This window comes from Streptomyces sp. Ru71 (assembly GCF_002920535.1).
In the GTDB taxonomy this organism is placed as follows: Bacteria; Actinomycetota; Actinomycetes; order Streptomycetales; family Streptomycetaceae; genus Streptomyces.
The window spans coordinates 62,022-83,016 of sequence record NZ_PQSS01000022.1; the positions used below are offsets into that span (position 1 = coordinate 62,022).

The 20,995-nt window shown below is 72.2% G+C and carries 20 protein-coding genes and 1 pseudogene; 7 read left to right on the forward strand and 14 right to left on the reverse strand.

The annotated features are described in order from the left end of the window. Nucleotides 1-19 precede the first annotated feature (19 nt). A complete protein-coding gene (locus C3489_RS16010; RefSeq protein ID WP_103782494.1) occupies nt 20-784 on the reverse strand; it encodes a nucleotidyltransferase domain-containing protein in 765 nt (254 codons plus the stop codon). Nucleotides 785-939: 155 nt separating this feature from the next. On the opposite strand from C3489_RS16010, the gene C3489_RS16015 reads away from it, so the two are divergent. Continuing rightward, the gene (locus C3489_RS16015; RefSeq protein ID WP_103782495.1) at nt 940-1,398 is read left to right on the forward strand and encodes a GNAT family N-acetyltransferase; all 459 of its coding nucleotides are present in this window, start codon (nt 940-942) and stop codon (nt 1,396-1,398) included. A gap of 73 nt (nt 1,399-1,471) precedes the next feature. Here the strand turns inward: C3489_RS16015 and C3489_RS16020 are convergent, their stop codons facing one another. Together C3489_RS16020 and C3489_RS16025 are read right to left on the reverse strand one after the other, a co-directional pair. Further along, on the reverse strand, nt 1,472-2,188 hold the full coding sequence (locus tag C3489_RS16020; RefSeq protein ID WP_103782496.1) for an aspartate/glutamate racemase family protein: 717 nt from the start codon (nt 2,186-2,188) through the stop codon (nt 1,472-1,474). 4 nt (nt 2,189-2,192) lie between these two features. Continuing rightward, nucleotides 2,193-3,644, reverse strand: coding sequence for an NCS1 family nucleobase:cation symporter-1 (locus C3489_RS16025; RefSeq protein WP_103782497.1), 1,452 nt, complete (start codon nt 3,642-3,644; stop codon nt 2,193-2,195). Nucleotides 3,645-3,877: 233 nt separating this feature from the next. Here C3489_RS16025 and C3489_RS16030 point away from each other — a divergent pair, with 233 nt between their 5' ends. After that, the gene (locus tag C3489_RS16030; RefSeq protein ID WP_103782498.1) at nt 3,878-4,585 is read left to right on the forward strand and encodes a GntR family transcriptional regulator; all 708 of its coding nucleotides are present in this window, start codon (nt 3,878-3,880) and stop codon (nt 4,583-4,585) included. 51 nt (nt 4,586-4,636) lie between these two features. On the opposite strand, the gene pip is transcribed toward C3489_RS16030, so the two are convergent. Both pip and C3489_RS16040 read right to left on the reverse strand, forming a co-directional pair. Further along, nucleotides 4,637-5,596 carry a prolyl aminopeptidase gene (gene pip, locus C3489_RS16035; protein WP_103782499.1) on the reverse strand — a complete coding sequence of 320 codons (960 nt, stop codon included), beginning with the start codon at nt 5,594-5,596 and terminating at the stop codon, nt 4,637-4,639. A gap of 41 nt (nt 5,597-5,637) precedes the next feature. Continuing rightward, the gene (locus C3489_RS16040; protein ID WP_103782500.1) at nt 5,638-6,381 is read right to left on the reverse strand and encodes a uracil-DNA glycosylase; all 744 of its coding nucleotides are present in this window, start codon (nt 6,379-6,381) and stop codon (nt 5,638-5,640) included. A 162-nt stretch (nt 6,382-6,543) separates the two neighbouring features. Here C3489_RS16040 and C3489_RS16045 point away from each other — a divergent pair. After that, a pseudogene (locus C3489_RS16045) lies at nt 6,544-7,106 on the forward strand (RNA-binding S4 domain-containing protein). A 45-nt stretch (nt 7,107-7,151) separates the two neighbouring features. On the opposite strand, the gene wrbA reads toward C3489_RS16045, so the two are convergent. Beyond that, nucleotides 7,152-7,757 carry an NAD(P)H:quinone oxidoreductase gene (gene wrbA / locus C3489_RS16050; RefSeq protein ID WP_103782501.1) on the reverse strand — a complete coding sequence of 202 codons (606 nt, stop codon included), beginning with the start codon at nt 7,755-7,757 and terminating at the stop codon, nt 7,152-7,154. Between the two features lie 182 nt (nt 7,758-7,939). Here wrbA and sigJ point away from each other — a divergent pair, with 182 nt between their 5' ends. Next, nucleotides 7,940-8,854: an RNA polymerase sigma factor SigJ gene (gene sigJ, locus C3489_RS16055; RefSeq protein WP_103782502.1), complete on the forward strand. Its 915-nt coding sequence runs from the start codon at nt 7,940-7,942 to the stop codon at nt 8,852-8,854. 24 nt (nt 8,855-8,878) lie between these two features. Here the strand turns inward: sigJ and C3489_RS16060 are convergent, their stop codons facing one another. Continuing rightward, nucleotides 8,879-9,571, reverse strand: a complete 693-nt coding sequence (locus tag C3489_RS16060; protein ID WP_103782503.1) for a bifunctional 2-polyprenyl-6-hydroxyphenol methylase/3-demethylubiquinol 3-O-methyltransferase UbiG — start codon at nt 9,569-9,571, stop codon at nt 8,879-8,881. 149 nt (nt 9,572-9,720) lie between these two features. Between C3489_RS16060 and C3489_RS16065 the strand changes: the two genes are divergently transcribed. Further along, complete coding sequence (locus C3489_RS16065) at nt 9,721-9,987, forward strand: DUF6343 family protein (RefSeq protein ID WP_181139688.1); 267 nt, start codon at nt 9,721-9,723, stop codon at nt 9,985-9,987. Nucleotides 9,988-10,056: 69 nt separating this feature from the next. On the opposite strand, the gene C3489_RS16070 is transcribed toward C3489_RS16065, so the two are convergent. The 4 genes from C3489_RS16070 to rpsA form a co-directional block, all read right to left on the reverse strand. Further along, on the reverse strand, nt 10,057-10,437 hold the full coding sequence (locus C3489_RS16070; protein ID WP_103782505.1) for a tetratricopeptide repeat protein: 381 nt from the start codon (nt 10,435-10,437) through the stop codon (nt 10,057-10,059). Nucleotides 10,438-10,537: 100 nt separating this feature from the next. Beyond that, nucleotides 10,538-11,152, reverse strand: coding sequence for a dephospho-CoA kinase (coaE, locus tag C3489_RS16075; protein ID WP_103782506.1), 615 nt, complete (start codon nt 11,150-11,152; stop codon nt 10,538-10,540). A 64-nt stretch (nt 11,153-11,216) separates the two neighbouring features. Beyond that, on the reverse strand, nt 11,217-12,155 hold the full coding sequence (locus C3489_RS16080) for a PAC2 family protein (RefSeq protein WP_103782507.1): 939 nt from the start codon (nt 12,153-12,155) through the stop codon (nt 11,217-11,219). Between the two features lie 258 nt (nt 12,156-12,413). Then, nucleotides 12,414-13,904 carry a 30S ribosomal protein S1 gene (rpsA, locus tag C3489_RS16085; protein WP_103782508.1) on the reverse strand — a complete coding sequence of 497 codons (1,491 nt, stop codon included), beginning with the start codon at nt 13,902-13,904 and terminating at the stop codon, nt 12,414-12,416. 234 nt (nt 13,905-14,138) lie between these two features. Here rpsA and C3489_RS16090 point away from each other — a divergent pair, with 234 nt between their 5' ends. Then, entirely contained in the window at nt 14,139-15,140 is a 1,002-nt protein-coding gene (locus C3489_RS16090) for a class I SAM-dependent methyltransferase (protein ID WP_258054713.1), read from the forward strand. Nucleotides 15,141-15,237: 97 nt separating this feature from the next. Further along, nucleotides 15,238-17,745, forward strand: a complete 2,508-nt coding sequence (hrpB, locus tag C3489_RS16095) for an ATP-dependent helicase HrpB (protein ID WP_103782509.1) — start codon at nt 15,238-15,240, stop codon at nt 17,743-17,745. Here the strand turns inward: hrpB and C3489_RS16100 are convergent. The 3 genes from C3489_RS16100 to C3489_RS16110 all read right to left on the reverse strand — a co-directional run bounded on the left by C3489_RS16100 (nt 17,735) and on the right by C3489_RS16110 (nt 20,777). Then, nucleotides 17,735-18,718, reverse strand: coding sequence for a DUF3068 domain-containing protein (locus C3489_RS16100; RefSeq protein WP_103782510.1), 984 nt, complete (start codon nt 18,716-18,718; stop codon nt 17,735-17,737). The genes hrpB and C3489_RS16100 overlap by 11 nt on opposite strands. A gap of 21 nt (nt 18,719-18,739) precedes the next feature. Continuing rightward, entirely contained in the window at nt 18,740-18,874 is a 135-nt protein-coding gene (locus C3489_RS16105; protein ID WP_103782511.1) for an SPW_0924 family protein, read from the reverse strand. Nucleotides 18,875-19,016: 142 nt separating this feature from the next. Beyond that, on the reverse strand, nt 19,017-20,777 hold the full coding sequence (locus C3489_RS16110) for a lytic transglycosylase domain-containing protein (RefSeq protein ID WP_103782512.1): 1,761 nt from the start codon (nt 20,775-20,777) through the stop codon (nt 19,017-19,019). Nucleotides 20,778-20,995 lie beyond the last annotated feature (218 nt).

The window sequence follows — 20,995 nt, forward strand, 5'->3', positions numbered from 1 at the left end:
TGCCTTCCGGAGCCGTGGCTCAGCGCAGGGCGGTCGAGAAGAGGGCCTCGGCCTCGTCGACGGCGGCGGTCAGGCGGGACGGGGTGGGCTGGAGGCCGGCCAGCAGGTCGTCCACCGTGCGCAGGCCCGCCCGCTCCAGCAGCCGCTTTTCGTTGGTGATCCACTCGCCGCGTGCCGCCAGCACCGCGTGCGCGGTCTGCACGGCGGCCGTGGCGACGGCTCCGGCGACCTCGGTGAGGCAGCCGGCCGGGGCGTGGTTGTCCCTGGCGTAGGCGAGTGTGAGGCGGGCGCAGCCGGACCAGCGGTCGCGCGCGGTGTGCCGCAGCGGTTCGGGGTAGCCGGCCGGTTTCGGCATCCGCCCGCGCAGCACCTGGTTGGCCGCCAGTTCCGCGACCACCAGGTAGGTGGGGATGCCCGCGAGGTGGAAGAGGAGCGGCTCCACGCGGAAGCGGCCCTGCTCCGCCTCGGACAGTTCGTGTTCGACGACGTCCAGGTCGCGGTAGTGGACGTCGACGCGCCGGCCCTCGATGGTCAGCCAGGCCCCGCCGTTGAAGACGCCGCCGCCCCAGCCGCCGACCTCGGACACCTCGCCCGGCCAGCCGAGGGCGCGCAGGTGGGCGGGGTCGAAGGGGCCTCGGTAGTAGACGGCCAGGTCCCAGTCGCTGTCGGGCCGGTGGGTTCCCTGGGCCCGTGAGCCGCCCAGGGCGACGGCGCGGACGGTGGGGAGGGCGGCCAGCCGGTCGGCGGTGCTGTCGAGGAAGGCCTGGTCGGTGGGGGACGGCACGGGTTGCGCTCCAGCGGACGTCGAAACCGGGGTCGGGCGCAGCGTAGGCGCGGTGGGCAGGGCGCGGCGAGGCAATAAGACGCGATAAAACCAGGTGCGGTGGCCGGGGGCGGTCGGGAGGATCGGCGGGTCGCGGATCACAGGAGGCCCCTTTCGTGGACGTTCAACCGCAGGTCACCCTGCGTCCCGCCACCCCCGCCGACGCCGAGGACGTGGCCGGTGTCTATCTGCGGTCGTTCGCGGCCGCGTTGCCCGGTGTGGTGCGGGCGCACACCGACGACGAGGTGCGGGGGTGGTTCCGGGCTGTCGTCGTCCCCGCGCTGGAGACATGGGTCGCGGAGGCGGACGGGCGGGTCGTGGGGCTCATGGTGCTCGACGACCGTGAGCTGGCGCAGCTGTATCTGGAGCCCGGGGTGCGCGGGCGCGGGATCGGGGACCGGTTCGTCGCGCTCGCCAAGGAGCGGCGGCCGGGCGGGCTGGAGCTGTGGAGCTTCCAGGTCAACGCGCCGGCCCGCCGCTTCTACGAACGGCACGGGTTCGTCGCCGCCGAGTTCACCGATGGCAGCCGCAACGAGGAGCGGGAGCCCGATGTGCGGTACGTCTGGACGCCGTGAGTCCTCCGGGTGCTTCGGGTGCTTCGGCTGCTGCGGTTGCGAGGCGCGTCGGGCGCCTGGCCGTGCTGATCGGTCAGTGCGGGCGGCCCCAGGTCCGTCGCTTGGGGAGCGGGTGCGCGTAGCTGCCCGCGCGGCTCGTCGTCAGGCCGAGGGCGACCAGGGACTCGGCTAGGCGGACGGCCGCGGCCACACCGTCGACGACCGGGAGCCCCAGCTTCTCCCCCACCGTCCGCTGCAGGCCCGTCATCCCGGCGCAGCCCAGGACCAGGACCTCGGCTCCGGCCCGGCGGGCCTGCTCGGCGGCCGCGAGGAAGGCCGCTTCGGTGCGCTGCGGGTCGTCGAGGTCGAGGACACCGAGTCCGGTGCCGACGACGGCGGCGCAGTTGCGGCCCACGCCGGCCAGTTCGAGGCTGTCCTCGATCTGGCCGCGCGAGCGGTCCAGGGTGGTGACCACGCCGTAGCGGCGGCCCAGCAGGCAGGCCAGGTGGGCCGCCGCCTCGGTGATGTCGACGACGGGTACACCGACGAGTTCGCGTACGCCCTCGCGGCCGTGCTCGCCGAACCCGGCCAGCACGACCGCGTCGTAGCGCGGGCCGTCGTAGGTGCGCAGCGCGTCCAGGACGGCCGCGGCGGACAGATGGCTGTCCAGCCAGCCCTCCGCCGACTCCGGGCCCCAGGGCGGGGTGAGTCCGGTGACCGTGGTGCCCGGGCTCGCGGCGGCCCGGGCCCCACGGACGATCTCCTCGGTCATCCACTGCGTGGTGTTGCAGTTGGTGACGACGATCCGCACGTCCTCAGCCCTCCCGGACGGTGCGCTCGCCACGGCACAGCGCCGCGTACAGGCCGGCCGCCAGGGCCGTACCGATGAACCACGAGTAGGGGCCGACGGCGCTGAACGCCTTCACCAGGGCGAGCACCGCGGCGACCGCGGCCGACGGCAGGAACGCCCACAGCGCCTTGGGGTTGACGCCCTTGCGGTAGTGGTACGGCGCGTCCGGCGCCGCGTCGAAGAGGCGGTCGACGTCGACGCGGCCCCGCTTGACCCAGTAGTAGTCGACCATGATCACGCCGAACAGGGGGCCGAGGAAGGCGCCGAGGCCGCCCAGGAAGTAGTTGACGACGGTCGGGTTGGAGAAGAGGTTCCACGGGGTCACCACCAGCGCGGCCACCGTGCTGATCAGGCCGCCGACCTTGAAGGTGATCTTCTGCGGCCAGACGTTGGCGAGGTCGTACGCCGGGGAGACGAAGTTGGCGACGATGTTGACGCCCATGGTGGCGATGGCGAAGGTCAGCGCGCCCACGACCAGCACCCAGGTGTTGCCGATCTCGGCGACCAGATAGGCGGGGTCGGTGATCTCCTTGCCGAACACCTCGTACGCGCCGGCCGTGACGATCACCGACACGATCACGAAGGCCGTGGAGTTGACCGGCAGGCCCCAGAAGTTGCCGCGGCGGACCGAGCGGTAGTCGGGGGCGAAGCGGGAGAAGTCGCAGAAGTTGAGCATCAGGGTGCCGTAGGTGGCCAGGATCAGACCGACCGCGCCGAACCACTGGCGCCACTGCTCGCCGGTGGAGACCGGGTGCGGGGTGGTGGTGAGCGAGATGCCCCAGCCGGCCTTGGCGAGGATCCACACGGCGAGGGCGATCATCACCAGCCAGATCGCGGGGCCGCAGAAGTCCTGGAACTTGCGCACCGACTCCATGCCGCGGGTGATGATCGCCGCCTGGATCAGCCACAGGGCGATGAAGGAGACCCAGCCGAGCGCGTCCAGCCCGAGGAAGCTGCTGTGGGTCCAGGACTCAAGGCCCGGCCACGCGGCGAGCAGCATCACGTTCACCGCGACCGAGGCCAGATAGGTCTGGATGCCGTACCACATGATGGCGATCACGGCCCGGATCAGGGCGGGGATGTTGGCTCCCCAGATGCCGAAGGCGATCCTGCTGACCACCGGGAAGGGGACGCCGGTGCGCTGGCCGATGCGGCCCATCATGTTCATCCCGGCGTAGATGATCACGAAGCCGACCAGCAGGGACGTGAAGATCTGCCAGACGTTCATGCCGAGGAAGAGCAGTCCTGCGGCGAACGTGTAGTTGCCGAGGTTGTGGACGTCCGACATCCACATGGCGAACAGGTCGAAGACCTTCCAGCTGCGCTTGTCCGCGGGCGCGAGGTCTTCGTTCGTCAGGCGGGGATCGGGGGTGAACGCTGCGGTGCCGGCGGCGGGGGCACGGTCGGCGAGGGACACGGGGCCTCCTGGGACGAGGGGACGGGAGGAGGGGGAGCAGGAGGAGAAGGGGTGACGAGGGGGCGGCCGTCCGGGGTGTGGTGACCGAACGGCGCGGGTGGCCGAAAAGCGCGGCCGACCGAGCGCGTTTGGTATACCAAACTGCCGTTATGGTGCCGCCGTCAAGGGGTCGGAGCCATGTCCTTGCCGTTACCGGGCCGTAAAAGAGTTCTCGCGTCGGGGAAGATGGCCCCATGGGGAAGATCGAACCGCCCGCCGCGGCGCCCGAACCGCTCGGCGCGGTGCGCGAACGCGTCCTCGCGACCCTGCGGCAGGACATCATCGCGGGCCGCCTGCGACCGGGTGACCGGCTGGTCGAACGGGATCTGGCCGAGCGATTCGGCGTCTCCCGCGTACCGGTGCGGGAGGCGATCCGCGCCCTGGTCGCCGAGGGCTTCGTCCACTTCGAGTCCGCGCGCCGGACCGTCGTACGCCGGCTGACACCGGCCGATGTGAAGGAACTCTTCGAGCTGCGCGAGGCCTTGGAGGTCTACGCGGCCGGACTGGCCGCCGAGCGGGCGACCGGCGAGGCGCTCGCACAGCTGCGGGAACTGCTCGACCAGGCGGCGACGGCCACGAAGGCGGGTGAGGCCGAGGCGATCACCGACATCAACACGCGCTTCCACGACGGCATCCTGGCGATGGCCGGCAACAGCCTGCTGATCTCCGTGATGGAACCGGTCGACGGCCGCCTGCGCTGGCTCACCCGGCAGAACGAGGAATGGCCCCAACTCCTCACCGAACACCGAGAGTTGTACGAGGCCATCGCCTCCGGCGACCCGGACCGCGCGCGGGCGCACGCACTGGAGCACGTACGGGGCAACTACCGGTCGACGGTACGGCACCTGTTCGGCAACTCCGAGTTCGGGGACTCCGAGTGCGCAGACTCCGAGGAGGCGTAGGCATCGGCCGGGTGCCGGTGGGCGCCCGCTGCGATACGGCGCCGGCGCGGGTCAGCGTGCGGCGTACCGGTTCGTCGCCGCCACCAGCGCCTCCTGCACGCCGGGCGCACCGGCGTTGTGCCCGGCCTCGTCGACGATCACCAGCTCACTGCCGGGCCACGCGTGGTGCAGCCGCCAGACGACGCCGAGCAGGTTGCCGAGGTCCAGGCTGCCCTGGACCAGCGTGCCGGGGATGCCGTTGAGCCGGTACGCGTCCCGCAGGATCACGTTCCCGGCGTCTTCCGGCAGGAAGTGGCCGTGGCCCCAGTAGTGCGTGACCGTGCGGACGAAGCCCAGCCGGAACCGCTCGTCCTCGAACCGCGCCACCGACCGGGGCGGGGCCGGGATGATCGCCGTCTCCCAGTCCGTCCAGGCCCGCGCCGCCCTGCGCCGGACCTCCGGGTCGGGCGATTCCATGAGCCGGTTGTAGGCCGCGGCGAGGTTCCCGTCGCGCTCCTCCTCGGGCAGCTCGGCCAGGAAACGCTCGAAGGCCTCGGGGAAGATCTTCCCCAGTCCCCTGGTCAACAGCTCGACCTCGGCGTTCGACCCCGTCGCCACCCCCGTGAGCACCAGCTCCGACACCGCCTCCGGGTGCGTCTGCGCATACCGCAGACCGAGCATCGACCCGAACGACACACCCCACACCAGCCACCGCCCGATCCCCAGATGCCGGCGCAGCAGCTCCAGGTCGGCGAGGAGGTGCGCCGTGGTGTTGACGCTCATGTCGGTACCGTGCGCGCTCGCGTGCGGCGACGACCGTCCGCAGCCCCGCTGGTCCAGCAGCACGATCCGGTACGCCTCCGGGTCGAACAGCCGCCGCGGATACGGCGTGCAGCCCGACCCCGGCCCGCCGTGCAGCACCAGCGCGGGCTTGCCCCGCGGGTTGCCGCACGCCTCCCAGTACACGCGGTTGCCGTCGCCGACGTCGAGCATGCCCTGCTCATACGGTTCGATCTCGGGGTAGAGCGCCATCCGGGCAGGCTATGTGCGGTACAGCACTCCGGTCGCCTCGATTACCGGGAGCCTGGGGCGACTGGAGGCAGCCCGGCCGCCTCTGCCGCCGTGCGCAGCACGTCCCGCAGCATCTCGGGGGTGAGGCGGCCGGTGAAGGTGTTGCGCTGGCTGACGTGGAAGCAGCCGAACAGGTCCAGCGGCGCCGCGCCACCGTCGACGCCCTCGATCGTCACCCGCGCCCCGTGCGCGAACGCCGGCCGCGGACGGGGCACCACCCAGCCCGCCTCGGCGAACGCGGGCAGCGCCGCCTGCCATCCGAACGCGCCCAGCACCATCACCGCCCGCACCGTCGGCCGCAGCAACGTCAGTTCCCGCACCAGCCAGGGCCGGCAGGTGTCCCGCTCCTCGGGCGTCGGCTTGTTCGCCGGCGGCGCGCAGTGCACCGGCGCGGTGACCCGCACGCCGTACAGCTCCAGCCCGTCGTCCGCGCTCACCGACGTCGGCTGCGAGGCCAGCCCCACGTCGTACAGCGCCTGGTACAGCACGTCACCGGAACGGTCCCCGGTGAACATCCGGCCGGTCCGGTTGCCCCCATGCGCGGCAGGCGCCAGCCCGACGATCAGCAGCCGCGCGTCCGCCGGCCCGAACCCGGGCACCGGCCGCCCCCAGTACGTCCAGTCGGCGAACGCGGCCCGCTTGTCCCGGGCCACGTCCTCCCGCCAGGCCACCAGCCGTGGGCAGGCCCGGCAGCCGGCGATGCGCCGGTCCAGGTCGGGCAGGCCGGAAGGGGTACCGGAGGTCATGGCTCCACGGTAGGCCGGGAGCCATAAACCCGTACGGCACACCCCCCGCGGGGAGCTAAGGTCGGGGACATGGTTGCTGAGGGTGCGGACCGTGACAGGACGGACAAGGCCGCAGAGGACGACCTGCCCCGTGGGGGCGGCCCGGACGCCCTGCCCCGTGGCATCGGCGAGAGCTCCGGACCGGACCGCCTGCCCCGCGAGGCCGGCGAGGGCGAGGGCGGCCCGGAGGCCGAGGCCACCGGTCAGGACGTCACCGATCCGAAGATCGCCGCCGCCGTAGCCGCCGCCGAGGCCGCCGGACCGGCCAACGGCGAGTCCGTCCGCATCGACAGCTGGATCTGGGCCGTGCGCCTGATCAAGACCCGCTCGCTGGGCGCCGCCGCCTGCAAGGGCGGCCATGTCCGGGTCAACGGCGAGCGCGTGAAGCCCGCCTACAACGTGCGCGTCGGCGACGAGGTCCGGCTGCGCCACGAGAACCGGGAACGGGTCGTGGTCGTCAAGCGCCTGATCCGCAAGCGGGTCGGAGCTCCCGTGGCCGCCCAGTGCTACATCGACAACAGCCCGCCGCCCCGCCCCGCGAGGCCGTCGCACCCGCCGGCATCCGTGACCGCGGCGCCGGCCGCCCCACCAAGCGCGACCGCCGCGAACTGGAGCGGCTGCGCGGCCTGGGCGGCCTGGGCGGCTTCCCCGGCATGGGAGGCCCCGAGGGACCCGGCCACCGGTGACGGCGGCCCGCCCCGGGCGAGGTCTCCCTCGGCTCCCCGGGCCCGTCATGCTGCGCGGCCGGCCTTGAGCTGCGCGGTGGTGTCGACGACGCGGCGGGCCTGATGGCGGGCCGCCTGCAGGACCACCTCCCCGGGCGCCCCCTCGCCGGCTATGTGGGACGTGCCGTACGGGTTGCCCGACTGGAACTGCACCGGGTCGGTGTACTCGGGAGGCACGATGATGCCGCCCCAGTGGTAAAAGGTGTTCGCCAGCGCCAGCAGAGTCGATTCCTGCCCGCCGTGAGCGGTGTTGGACGCGGTGAAGGCCGAATACACCTTGTCCGCCAGCTTGCCCTGGAACCACAGGGGGCCGGTGGTGTCGATGAACGCCCTGAGCTGACTGGCGGGGTTGCCGAAGCGGGTGGGCGTGCCGAACAGCACCGCGTCGGCCCACTCCAAGTCCTCGTGGCCGGCCTCGGGCACATCGGCGGTGTCCCGCAGATGCTGGGCCCACTCCGGCCTGGCGCCCACCGCCTCGGGCGGCGCCGTTTCGGCGACCTTGCGCAGACGCACCTCGGCACCGGCCTTCTCGGCCCCCTCGGCGGCGGCCCGCGCCAGGGCGTGCACGGTGCCGGTGGAGCTGTAGTAGATGATCGCGACGTTCACGGACATACGCGGTTTCCTTCCAGTCCTTGTTGAACCGATCCGACCCAAATGGCTTCGAAGCGAAGGGATCCGACCGGTACGACGACGCAGCCCCGTGAAATGTGAGTCGTGGGCCGCCCGCCTCACACTTCTGGGCGCTGGACCGTCGAAAGGGATGAGACAACGCGTCCGAGGGAGCCGGTGACACCATGACCAACCCGACCGAGCCCGGCCTGACCGCGATCATCAGCGAGCGGCGCCGGCTGACCAACCTCGCGTACCGTCTGCTGGGCTCGCTGGCCGACGCCGAGGATGTCGTGCAGGAGACCTACACCCGCTGGTACGCCCTGTCCCCGGAGCAGCAGGAGGCCATCGACTCCCCCGGTGCCTGGCTGACGAAGGTCGCCGGCCGGATCTGCCTCGACCTGCTCGGCTCGGCACGGGCCAGGCGCGAACGCTACGTCGGCGAGTGGATCCCGGAGCCGCTGCCCGACCGCACCGAATGGATCAGCGGACGGCCGGGAGCGGGCACCGTCGACCCGGCTGACCGGGTCACCCTCGACGAGTCGGTGCACATGGCCTTCCTCGTCGTGCTCGAAGCCATGACTCCCGCCGAACGCGTCGCGTTCATCCTGCACGACGTCTTCCGCTACCCCTTCGCCGACATCGCCGAGATCGTCGGCCGCACCCCGGCCGCCTGCCGCCAGCTGGCCACCTCGGCCCGTCGGCGCCTTCGCGCGGCACAGCCCGAGGCGGCCTCGACGGCTCAGCGCGCCGATGTCGTCCGAGCCTTCAAGCACGCCTGGGAGGCCAAGGACATCGACGCCCTCATCGCCCTGCTGGCCCCGGACGCCACCGCGACCGGCGACGGCGGCGGACTCGTCAGGGCCGCGCTCCACCCGGTCCAGGGCGCCGAGCCGGTCGCCCGCTTCTTCGCCGACCTGCCCGTCACGGCGCCCGGCCTGACGCTCGTGGAGCGCACGGTCAACGGTCAGCCGGGGCTGGTGGCCCTCCACGACGGCGCCACCGTGTCGGTGATGGCCTTCGAGGTCACCGACCACCGGATCCAGCACATCTGGGCCGTCCTCAACCCCGCCAAACTCGGTCCATGGACGGCGAGTTGACCGCCGCGATCAGCAGGCGGTGCACTAGACCGCCGGGACCGCCCTGACCCATATGCGGTCCTCGGTCAGGTAGCGGTCCACCCTCAGTCCCTCCTCCGCCAGCGCCTCCTCGAACTGCTCCTTGGTCAGCGGCCGGCTGCGGAAGGTCTGGGTCCACACCGCGTCGGGGAACACGTACTCGCACCGGACCTCGTTGACCCCGTCCCCGACCGGCTCCGCCGAGGCGATGCGCACCGTGAAGCCCGCCGGGTCGACGCGTTCGCGCGGCACACGGGTGTGGTAGTCCTCGCCCTCCCGCTGGATCAGTACGCATCCCCCTTCCGCGACATGCCGCGCACAGGTCCTCAGCAGACCGCGCCGGACATCGGCGTCCCCGCTGTGCACCAGGAACGACGCGAGCAGCACCACGTCGAAGGTCTCGCCCAGGTCGAGGTCCTCGATCGGGCCGCACACGGTGCGCGCCCCGCGCACGTGCTCCAGCATGTCCGCGGACTCGTCCACCGCGGTGACCTGGAACCCCCGCTCCAGCAGCGGATGCGTCATCCGCCCGACGCCGCTGCCCAGCTCCAGGATGCGCGCACCGGCCGGCACGGCCCCGGCGATGATGTCCGGCTCACCCATGACCGGCAGCCGTGTGTACAGCTCGACCGCGCAGCCGTCCGGCGTGATCGGCCCCGGCCCCGTCCCCTGATGTCCTGCTCGCTTCTTCAGTCCCATGCCCGTCCAACGGACCGCTCCAGCACGGCCGTTCCCCCAGTCCGCTCATTCACCCGTTCGAGCGAAGCCCCTCCGTTCGAGGCCGGGACGGGAACCCCTTGGTGAACGCCCTGGGCGGGAGTACGTTGCTAGGAGGAGTGGTGATCGCGATGCGTACGGGCAGTGAGCCGACGACCGCACGCAGTGCGCTGCGGATGCGCTTCTGGCTGAGTGTGTGGGGCCTGATCTGGGCGATCGCCGGCACGGCCGGGTTCGCCCTCGCCGGACGGCCCGGATGGGCCGCCGCGTTCGGGGTGCTGTGGGTGGTGATCACCGTCGACATGGCCGTGATCCTCCGGCACATGCGGCAGGGCCCGCACTTCCAGCCCGGCCCCGACATCCCGCCGTACCGGCCGCCGGAGCACCGCCGGCCGTGAGGCGCAGGCGTCACGCGTCGGGACTCGGTGTCACGGGTCCAAAGTCAGCGTCCCGCGTCGAGCTCGGCGTCACGCGTCGAAACGCGCCGCCTTGAGATAGCGCGGGTTCGGGTCCAGCGCGGCGGCCAGGCGGAAGTGCCGCCGGGCCTGGTCGTCACGGCCCAGGCGCTCATAGGTGCGCGCGAGCGCGAAGTGGGCGAAGGCGTTGTCCGGTTCCCGCTCCAGGACGATCGTGAATTCCAGCTCGGCGGGCCGCAGCTGCGCGGCGGCGAAGAAGGCCCGGGCGCGCAGCAGCCGGGCGGCGGTGTTCTCCGGGTGCGCGGCGATGACGCCGTCGAGCAGCTTCACCGCGCCCCGCGGGTCGCGGGCGGCGAGCAGTTGTTCGGCAGCGCGGAAGTCGATGACGTGTGTCTCCGGGCTGCGGCCGGTGGAACCGCTGGTTTCGGGCACGGAAAGATCCTTCCCTCACTCAACCGCTTCAACGCCCTCCCCCAGGAGCCCTATTCCTGCGAGGCCCTCAGTGCACTGGGGCACTTGGTACTCACGGTGCTCAGGGTGTCTGCCGGGATTCCCGTGCCCGGCGGGCCAGGTCCGCCCAGACCTCCCGGACGCGGCGCTCCAACTGCTGCAGCGGCACGTCGTTGTCGATCACGATGTCGGCGATCTCCAGGCGCTTGTCGCGGGAGGCCTGCGCTGCCATGCGCGCGCGTGCGTCCTCCTCGGTCATGCCGCGCAGCCGCACGAGCCGGTCCAGCTGGGTCGCGGGGCTCGCGTCGACGACCACCACGACATCGTAGAGCGGGGCCAGGCCGTTCTCGGTGAGCAGCGGCACGTCGTGGACGACGACGGCGTCCTCGGCGGCGGCCTGCTCCAGCTCGCGGGATCGGGCACCGACCAGCGGGTGCACGATGGCGTTCAGGGCGGCGAGCTTCTCCCGGTCGGCGAAGACGATGGAGCCGAGCTTGGGCCGGTCGAGGCTGCCGTCGGGCGTGAGCACCTCGGGCCCGAAGGCCTCGACGACGGCGGCGAGGCCCGGCGTGCCCGGCTCGACGACCTCACGGGCGATGCGGTCGGCGTCGATCAGCACCGCCCCGCAGGACACGAGCAGCCGGGACACCTCACTCTTGCCGGCGCCGATGCCGCCGGTCAGGCCCACTGTCAGCATGAGCGGAAGCTTAGGCCCTGGCGCCGACCACGGAACCGGCGGAGGCCCCTTCTCGCCGTCCCGCTCAGTTCTCGCCCTCCCGCTCCGCCAGGAAGCGCTCGAACTCGCGGCCGATCTCGTCCGCCGAGGGGATCTCGACCGGTTCGGCGAGCATGTTGCCGCGGGTCTCCGCGCCCGCGGCGGCGTCGTACTGGTGCTCAAGGCCCTGGATCAGGGCGGTGAGCTCCTCGTCGCCCTCGCGGATCTGGCGGTCGATCTCCGTCTGCGTGCGGTGGGCGTCGTTGCGCAGGGAGTGCGCGGCGCTCGGCAGCACCAGCCCGGTGGCGGCCGTGACGGCCTCCAGCACGGTGAGGGCGGCGTCGGGGTAGGGCGAGCGGGCGATGTAGTGCGGGACGTGCGCGGCGACGCCCAGGACGTCGTGTCCGGCCTGCATCAGGCGGTACTCGACGAGCGCCTCGGCGCTGCCGGGCACCTGGGCCTCGTCGAAGGGGCTGCTGTGGCCGGGCACCAGGTCGGTGCGGTTGCCGTGCGGGGTGAGGCCCACCGGACGGGTGTGCGGGACGCCCATCGGGATGCCGTGGAAGTTGACGGACAGGCGGACCCCGAGCCGTTCGACGATCTCCTTCACGGCCGCGGCGAAGCGCTCCCACTCGACGTCGGGCTCGGGCCCGGACAGCAGCAGGAAGGGTGCGCCGGTCGCGTCCTGGACGATCCGGACGGTGATGTCCGGCTCCTCGTACTCGGTCCAGCGGTCGCGGCGGAAGGTCAGCAGCGGACGGCGCGCACGGTAGTCGACCAGCCGGTCGTGGTCGAAGCGGGCGACGACCTGGTGGGGCAGCGTGTCGAGCAGCCGGTCGACGATCTGGTCGCCGGTCTCACCCGCGTCGATGTATCCGTCGAAGTGGTAGAGCATGACAAGTCCGGCCGACTCCTGGGCGAGCGCCATGTCGACGACGGCCAGCCCCTTCGGCTCCCACGTGTACAAACCCTGCGGATCAAGCACAGTGACCGCTCCTCCTCGTATCCGTAGATGACAACGAGGAACGGAGCGTGAGCATTCCCGCGATCATGACCACTCAAGGAACCGGTGATCATGACAGCGAGGGTTACCGGCAACCTGCCCACGGGCGCGGGGAACTGCGCGACCAGCCACCCCCCGACCCGCACCAGACCACCGACGGGCGCCAGGTACGACCGAGGGGCCGCACCTCGAAAGGTACGGCCCCTCAGCAGCTACCGGCTGAGCCTCAGCGGCAAGCGATCAGCTCTGGCCGCCGGCCAGCTTCTCGCGCAGCGCGGCCAGCGCCTCGTCCGACGCCAGGGCGCCGGAGGTGTCGCCGCCCTCGGAGGAGTACGAGCCACCGGTCGCGGCCGGAGCGGCGGCCTCGCCACCCTCGGCAGCGGCCTGGGCGTCCGCCTCGCGGGACTTGATGACCTGCTGCTGGTGCTGCTCGAAGCGCTGCTGCGCCTCGGCGTACTGGCGCTCCCACTCCTCGCGCTGCTTCTCGTACCCTTCGAGCCAGTCGTTGGTCTCGGGGTCGAAGCCCTCGGGGTAGATGTAGTTGCCCTGGTCGTCGTAGGACGCGGCCATGCCGTACAGGGTCGGGTCGAACTCGACCGCCGTCGGGTCGGCGCCGAAGGCCTCGTTGGCCTGCTTCAGCGAGAGGCTGATGCGACGGCGCTCAAGGTCGATGTCGATGACCTTGACGAAGATCTCGTCGTTGACCTGGACGACCTGCTCCGGGATCTCCACGTGGCGCTCGGCCAGCTCGGAGATGTGGACCAGACCCTCGATGCCCTCGTCCACGCGGACGAACGCACCGAACGGAACCAGCTTCGTGACCTTGCCGGGCACGACCTGGCCGATCTGGTGGGTGCGGGCGAACTGCTGCCACGGGTCTTCCTGGGTCGCCTTCAGCGACAGGGAGACACGCTCGCGGTCCATGTCGACGTCGAGAACCTCGACGGTGACCTCCTGGCCCACCTCGACGACCTCGGACGGGTGGTCGATGTGCTTCCAGGACAGCTCGGAGACGTGGACCAGACCGTCGACGCCACCCAGGTCCACGAAGGCACCGAAGTTGACGATCGAGGAGACGACGCCGGAACGGACCTGACCCTTCTGCAGGGTGGTGAGGAACGTCTGGCGGACCTCGGACTGGGTCTGCTCCAGCCAGGCACGGCGGGACAGGACCACGTTGTTGCGGTTCTTGTCCAGCTCGATGATCTTCGCCTCAAGCTCCTTGCCGACGTACGGCTGGAGGTCGCGGACGCGGCGCATCTCGACGAGGGAGGCCGGAAGGAAGCCGCGGAGGCCGATGTCGAGGATGAGACCACCCTTGACGACCTCGATGACGGTACCGGTGACGATGCCGTCCTCTTCCTTGATCTTCTCGATGGTGCCCCAGGCCCGCTCGTACTGGGCGCGCTTCTTCGAGAGGATCAGGCGGCCTTCCTTGTCCTCCTTCTGGAGAACCAGGGCCTCGATCTCGTCGCCGACCGCCACGACCTCGTTCGGGTCGACGTCGTGCTTGATCGAGAGCTCGCGGCTCGGGATGACACCTTCGGTCTTGTAACCGATGTCGAGCAGGACCTCGTCCCGGTCGACCTTCACGATGACGCCGTCGACGATGTCGCCGTCGTTGAAGTACTTGATCGTCTCGTCGATCGCGGCGAGGAAGGCTTCCTCGTTACCGATGTCGTTGACCGCCACCTGGGGCGTGGTAGCGGTGGTCTCGGTGCTGCTCGTCATGTGGAAAAGGGCTCCGGTACGGACATTGAAGTCGTAGGTACTGCTACGCCGGAGCCCGTTTCGCTCTGCAGAAGCCGGACAGCCAAGGAAGCGCCACACTGCGAGCACCAGGTGCCCTTGTGGCGCCTCGACAACCGAGGGGACATACAACAGATGCGAGCGCAGCCTGCTACGTCTGAGGTGCGCAGGCCCGCAGCGCAACTTGTAGCATACGGGGGCAGCCGGGCAGGGTCAATGCGCGAAGGCGCACACCCGGGGCGGATCGCCGCATTCCCGGCACAAAACCTGTCCCGCGAGGCCACACGGGCCCCATGGCACCCCTGTCACGACACGTCACAGGACACGTCTCATGACACCCCGGGGCGGGTTGGTCCGAAGAGTACGACGAGGGAGCCGATCATCCAAGAGCCCGTTTCCGCCCAGCCCGCCCCCGCCGGACCCGAAGCCGAGGCGGAGGCCACCCGGCGTGCCGCAGGCGTCACCGAGAGCGCCCGCGCCAACCGGGGCTGGTGGGACCGCAACGCCGACGAGTACCAGACCGAACACGGCACCTTCCTCGGCGACGACCGCTTCGTGTGGGGGCCCGAGGGCCTGGACGAGGTGGAGGCCGAGCTGCTCGGCCCGCCCGAGGAGCTGAAGGGGAAGGACGTGCTGGAGATCGGCGCCGGCGCGGCCCAGTGCGCTCGCTGGCTGGCCGCGCAGGGCGCGCGCCCGGTGGCCCTGGACATCTCCCACCGCCAGCTCCAGCACGCCCTGCGCATCGGCTCCTCCTTCCCTCTGGTGTGCGCGGACGCGGGCGCACTGCCCTTCGCGGACGCCTCCTTCGACCTGGCGTGCTCGGCGTACGGGGCGCTGCCGTTCGTGGCCGACCCGCGGCTGGTGCTGCGGGAGGTGCGGCGCGTGCTGCGGCCGGGCGGGCGGCTGGTGTTCTCGGTGACCCATCCGATCCGCTGGGCGTTCCCCGACGAGCCGGGCCCCGAGGGGCTGACCGTGTCCGCCTCCTACTTCGACCGCACGCCCTACGTGGAGCAGGACGAGGAGGGGCTCGCGGTGTACGTCGAGCACCACCGCACGCTCGGCGACCGGGTCCGGGACGTGGTGACGTCCGGGTTCCGGCTGGTGGACCTCATCGAGCCGGAGTGGCCGGACTGGAACACCGCGGAGTGGGGCGGCTGGTCGCCGCTGCGCGGGCATCTGATCCCGGGCACGGCGATCTTCGTGTGCGAGCGGGACTGAGCGCGCCAGGCGGAGTTATCCACAGGCGTGTCGGCCGGGTCCGGCCGGTTGTCCACAGGCCCGCCGCGCGCCTTCACGGACGTACGACACTGGGGGCGTGATCCGTTACGACGCCCTGGACGCGCTGCCGGTGCGCAGCGCCCTGCCCGCGCTGACCGACGCCCTCGACGGGCACGGTGCCGCCGTGCTCGGCGCTCCGCCCGGCACGGGCAAGACGACACTGGTGCCGCTGGCGCTGGCCGGTCTGCTGGACGGCGGGCCGGGCCGCCGGGTGGTGGTGGCCGAGCCGCGCCGGATCGCGGCGCGTGCCGCCGCCCGCCGGATGGCGTGGCTGCTGGGCGAGAAGCCCGGGCAGAGCGTCGGGTTCACCGTGCGCGGGGAGCGCGTCGTGGGTCGGCACACGCGCGTGGAGGTCGTCACGACGGGTGTGCTGCTGCAGCGCCTGCAGCGGGACCAGGAGCTCGCGGACGTGGATGTGGTGCTGCTCGACGAGTGCCACGAGCGGCATCTGGACGCGGACACGGTGGCCGCGTTCCTGTGGGACGTGCGGGAGGCACTGCGGCCGGAGCTGAAGCTGGTGGCCGCGTCGGCGACCACGGACTGGGCGCAGTGGGCGCGGCTGCTGGGCGGGGCTCCCGTCGTGGAGGCGCAGGGGGCGGCGCACGCGGTCGGCATCGTCTACGCGCCTCCCGCGCGGGCCGTGCGGCCGTCGCACGGGATGTGGGTCGATCCGGCGCTGCTGGCGCATGTGGCGTCGGTGGTGCGGCGGGCGCTGGCCGAGCGGGAGGGGGACGTGCTGTGCTTCCTGCCGGGCGTGGGCGAGATCGCGCGCGTGGCGGGGCTGCTCGGCGATCTCGGTGACGTGGACGTGCTGCAGGTGCACGGGCGGGCGCCGGCCGCGGTGCAGGACGCGGTGCTGGCGCCCGGGGTGCGGCGCCGGGTGGTGCTGGCGACGTCGGTCGCGGAGTCCTCGTTGACGGTTCCCGGGGTGCGGGTGGTCGTCGATTCGGGTCTGGCGCGGGAGCCGCGGGTCGATCACGCGCGCGGGATGAGCGCGCTGGCGACGGTGAGGGCCTCGCACGCCGCGGGGCGGCAGCGGGCGGGCCGGGCCGGGCGTGAGGCGCCGGGGGTCGTCTACCGGTGCTGGCCACAGGCGGAGGAGGGCCGGCTGCCGCGGTTCCCGTCGCCGGAGATCAAGGTGGCCGACCTGACGGCGTTCGCTCTGCAGGTGGCCTGCTGGGGCGACCCGGACGCGTCCGGTCTGGCGTTGCTGGACCCGCCGCCGGCCGGGGCGATGGCGGCGGCGCGGGACACTCTGGCGGCGCTGGGCGCGGTGGACTCGGCCGGGCGGGTCACCGAGCGGGGCCGGACGCTGGCGCGGCTCGGGGTGCACCCGCGCCTCGGCCGGGCCCTGCTGGACACCTCAGCGGCGGGTGCCGAGGTGGTGGCGCTGCTGTCCGAGGAGGTGCCGCGGGAGTACGGGGAGGATCTGGCCGGTGCCCTGCGGGCGGCCCGGCGCGGGGGTGACGCCTACTCCGCCCGGTGGCGTGCGGAGGTGCGGCGGCTGCGGGCGGTCCTCGGTGAGGTGTCCCGGCCGGCGGACGTGACCGTCGATGCCGGCGCGCTCACCGGTGACGACAGGGCGGCCGGTGTCGTGGCCTCGCTCGCCTTTCCGGAGCGTGTCGCCAAGCTGGAGGGCGGTTCGTATCTCATGGCCTCCGGTACTCGTGCCGAACTGCCCGACGGCTCTCCCCTGCACGGCGCCCCCTGGATCGCCGTCGCCGTGGCCGACCGGCCGCTCGGCAAGGGGCATGCGCGGCTGCGGCTCGGTGCCGTGATCGACGAGGACGTGGCGCGCTCGGCCGCCGGGTCGCTGCTTGAGGAGCGGCAGGAGGTGCACTGGTCCGGCGGGGACGTCGTCGCGCGGCGGGTGGAGCGGCTGGGGGCGATAGAGCTGGCGGTGCGGCCGCCGGCCGAGGCCGATCCCGGTGCCGTACGGCGGGCGCTGCTGGAGGGGTTGCGGCAGGAGGGGTTCGGGCTGCTGCGCTGGTCGCCGGAGGCCGTCGTGCTGCGACAGCGGATGGCGTTCGTGCGGCTGCACCTCGGGGAGCCGTGGCCGGAGGTGTCCGACGAGGCGCTGCACGCGCGCGTGGATCAGTGGCTGGAGCCGGAGCTGAGCCGGGCCCGGCGGCGGGCCGACCTGGCGCGGATCGACGCGGGGCAGGCGCTGGCCCGGCTGCTGCCCTGGGCCTCGGGTGAGGCGGCGCGGTTCGACGAGCTGGCCCCGGAGCGGATCACCGTGCCGAGCGGGTCCAGGATCCGGGTCGACTACGCCGATCCGGAGCGGCCGGTGCTCGCGGTGAAGCTGCAGGAGATGTTCGGGGCGCAGCGCTCGCCCACGCTCGCCGGGGTGCCGGTGCTGGTGCATCTGCTCTCCCCCGCCGGGCGGCCGGCGGCGGTCACCGCCGACCTGGCCTCCTTCTGGCGCGACGGATACAAGGGGGTGCGGGCGGAGCTGCGGGGCCGCTATCCGAAGCATCCATGGCCCGAGGACCCGGCCGGTGCGGAGCCGACCCGGCACACCAACGCGCGGCTCAGACGGTGAGCGGTGCGGGTTCCGCGGTCGGGGTCGGCGCGGGGCGGCGGCCGCGGGCCTCCAGCCAGAGGGACAGGGCGAGCAGCAGGGCCCCGGCGGTCAGGGAGCCCCACGGCAGATAGGAGGTGAGCAGCAGGACCAGGGTGCGGTTGTGCCGCACGAGGGCGACGGTGTGCTCGATGTAGTCCTCGCGCATCTTCACGTGCCCGGCGAACGCCGTCACCTTGGCGCGGCCCCCGAGCAGGGTGCCGCCGCGCAGTTCCTCGCGGTGGATCTCCTCGCCGTAGACGGGGGCTCCCGTGACGGGTTCGACCCAGAAGCGGCGGACGGTGGTGTACCAGCGGGTGGTGCCCGTGCGGGCGACCGATTCGGGCGTGATGCCCTTGACGGGCATGGCCTTGGGGAAGGGCACCTTGGTCCAGGGGACGGTCTGCTCGAAGTAGTAGACGGTCAGGCCGCGGAAGGTGCGGGTGCCCCGGTAGTGGATGGGGGCGGTGATGCGGGCCTGGGCGTCGAAGTACTCGTAGTCGCGTTTCTGGGTCAGGAAGGGCCACTTGAACTCGATGCCGTCGCGGCGCACGGGGTCGCCGTCGACCATCTCGCCGGTGGCGTGGACGGGTTCTTGGGTGTGGGCGTCGAAGATGTAGCGCTCGGGGATCTCCGAGACCATCTTCCCGTCGGGTCCCTGGATGTAGGACAGCCCGTCCCAGACGACGACGTCGCGGCCGGCCGTCCGCTCGATGCGCTCGGACGCCGCCACGTCGCCCTTGAGGGTCTGCACGATGGTGACCTTCGCAACGGTGCGCGAGCGCATGGTGCCGTAGTCGAGCAGGGTGGCGTCCTTGGCCTCCAGGACCACCTCCTGGTACTGGTTCGCCGGGATCTTGGCCAGACGGGGGAAGGCGTACCAGCGCAGCAGTGGGGACAGGGCCGTGCAGAACACGGCGAGGGCGAGCAGGACCAGGCCGGCCTTGCGGCGCATCTCGGCCTCCCTCCCGGGTGGTCACGGGTGTGTGGGCACCGTCGTCAGCAGCGGTTTCGGGGAGGTCTTCCCGCTCGGGGAGCCCACGGCGGTGAGGGTGAGGACCAGGGCGAGCGCGGCGGCCAGACCGGCCGCGGCGGCGACGATGGCGCGCATACGGGCCTCCCGTGAAACCCCGTGCATCTGATGGACCGTCAGGTGCGGCACGGTAGCAACGGGCGGGTGAGATGAGAACAGCTCGTGCGCACAACGGCGCGGCGCCCCTCGCAGGGAGGGGCGCCGCGCGGGGCCGGGCGGGTCAGGCGCTAGGGCTGGGCGACGGTGAGGGGGAGGAGCTGCCCGAGGGCGACGGGGAGGGGCTGCCGGCCGGCTCCGGCGCCGTCACGGTGAGTTCGACGGTCAGCGTGGCCCCGCCCGCGGTGGTGACGCGCAGCAGGAACGTGCCGGTGGTGTCGTCGGCGTACAGCTTCGGCAGCGTCAGCAGGCCGTCCGCGTCGGTCTGCAGGCCCGTCAGGCTGCGTACGGCCTTCCCGTCGGCGTCCTTGAAGTAGGGGCCCTTGTCGTTCTCGGACGGGTCGTCGGCCGACTTGATCAGGGTGGCGGTGGCGGCGACCTTGTCTGCGGCCGCGCCCTTGTAGGTGGCCTTGACCTGCACCTGCTCGGCGAACGTGCCGCCCGCGACGCAGGTCAGCTGGGTGTCGCCGGTGCGGGCGAGGGTGTCGGCGGCGCGCTCGGTCACGGTGGCCGTGTAGGCGAGCGCGGGCACCATGCGGCCGACGACGGACGCGTGGACGGTGAAGTCGCCGGTCTTCTCGCCCGCCTGGAGCGCGGGGGCGAGGGCGACGCCGGAGCTGTCGGTGACGACGGCGGCGACCTTCTCACCGCCGGCGAAGGTGGCGTCGGTGTCGCCGTCGATGGTGAAGCGGATGCGCACCTTGGCCACGGACTTGCCGGCCTTGGTCTCGGCGCGGGCCCCGATCCGCTGGGTGAAGGCGTCGCCGGCCATCGCGGTGGGCTTGACCGTGCTGGTCCGCTCCAGGTGGTCCACCGTGTCGGTGGGCGTGGGAGTCGGCGTCGGGGTCGGGGGCGGCGTGGGAGTCGGCGTGGGGGTGCCCGGCTTGCTCGGCTTCGGCTTCGGGGTGCCGCCGGGCGTGGTGGGCGTGCCCGGCGTCGGCTGCGGCGGGGTGGGCGTGGGCCGCGGGGTCGGACCGGAGGTGCCTGGGTCGCTGGGGTGCGAGGGCAGGGTGCCGGTGCCATCCGGGATCTCGTGGGCGCCCTTGCGGTAGTACTCCAGCCACGTCAGGACCGTGTTCAGGTAGTCCTGCGAGTTGTTGTAGCTGAGGATCGCCTTGTTCATGTCCCGCTGGACGGACAGGTCCCAGCCGTTGCGGCACAGGTAGTGGCCGGCGGCGAGGGCGGCGTCGTAGATGTTGTTGGGGTCCTTGGCGCCGTCGCCGTTGCCGTCGCGGCCGGCCCACGCCCAGGTGGACGGGATGAACTGCATGGGGCCCACGGCCCGGTCGACGGTGGTGTCGCCGTCGTAGGCGCCGTTGTCGGTGTCGTGGATGAGCGCGAAGCCGTTGCCGTTCAGGGCGGGGCCGAGGATCTTGCCGATCGTCGTGCCGTTGGCGTCGACGCGGCCGCCGCGGGCCTGGCCCGACTCGACCTTGCCGATGGCGGCCAGCAGTTCCCAGGGCAGGTTGCAGCCGGGCTTGGACGAGCGCAGTTCGGCCGCCGCCTTCTGGTAGGCGTCCAGGACGGTGGCGGGGATGCCGGACTCGGTGGCCTTGCCCGTGGCCGGCGGGGTGGTGCCGGCGGTCGGCGCGGGGTTGGGGCTGTTGAGCGGCGGCAGGTCGGTGTAGTACTGCGAGTTGCCGGTGGCGGTGTCGTCGGCCGCCTCCACGTCGGGGGTGGGGACGGCTCCGGTGGCGGACTGTCTGCCCTGGTCGTCGACCGTGACGCCCGGGGCCTGGGACGCGGAGAGCGCCGCGACCGCCGCAGCGGCCACAGCGGTGGTGAGCGCCCCCTTGCGCAGTCTGCTGCCGAATTGCGCCGCCATGTGGTGAACCCCTCCCGTGGACGCCGAAGCGTCCGCTCTGCCTCGTGCTGTGCCGTCGTGTTGTGCCCGGTGTGGCGTACTCGCCTTGGTGTGACGAACGAACCACCGCTCCGGTTGCCCTCATGGGGCGATGGGTCTGCCCGGCGCGGCACCTCCGTGACCCTACGACAACTTCCTTTCACGGGACACCTGTTCATGACCGATTTTTACCGCTTGTC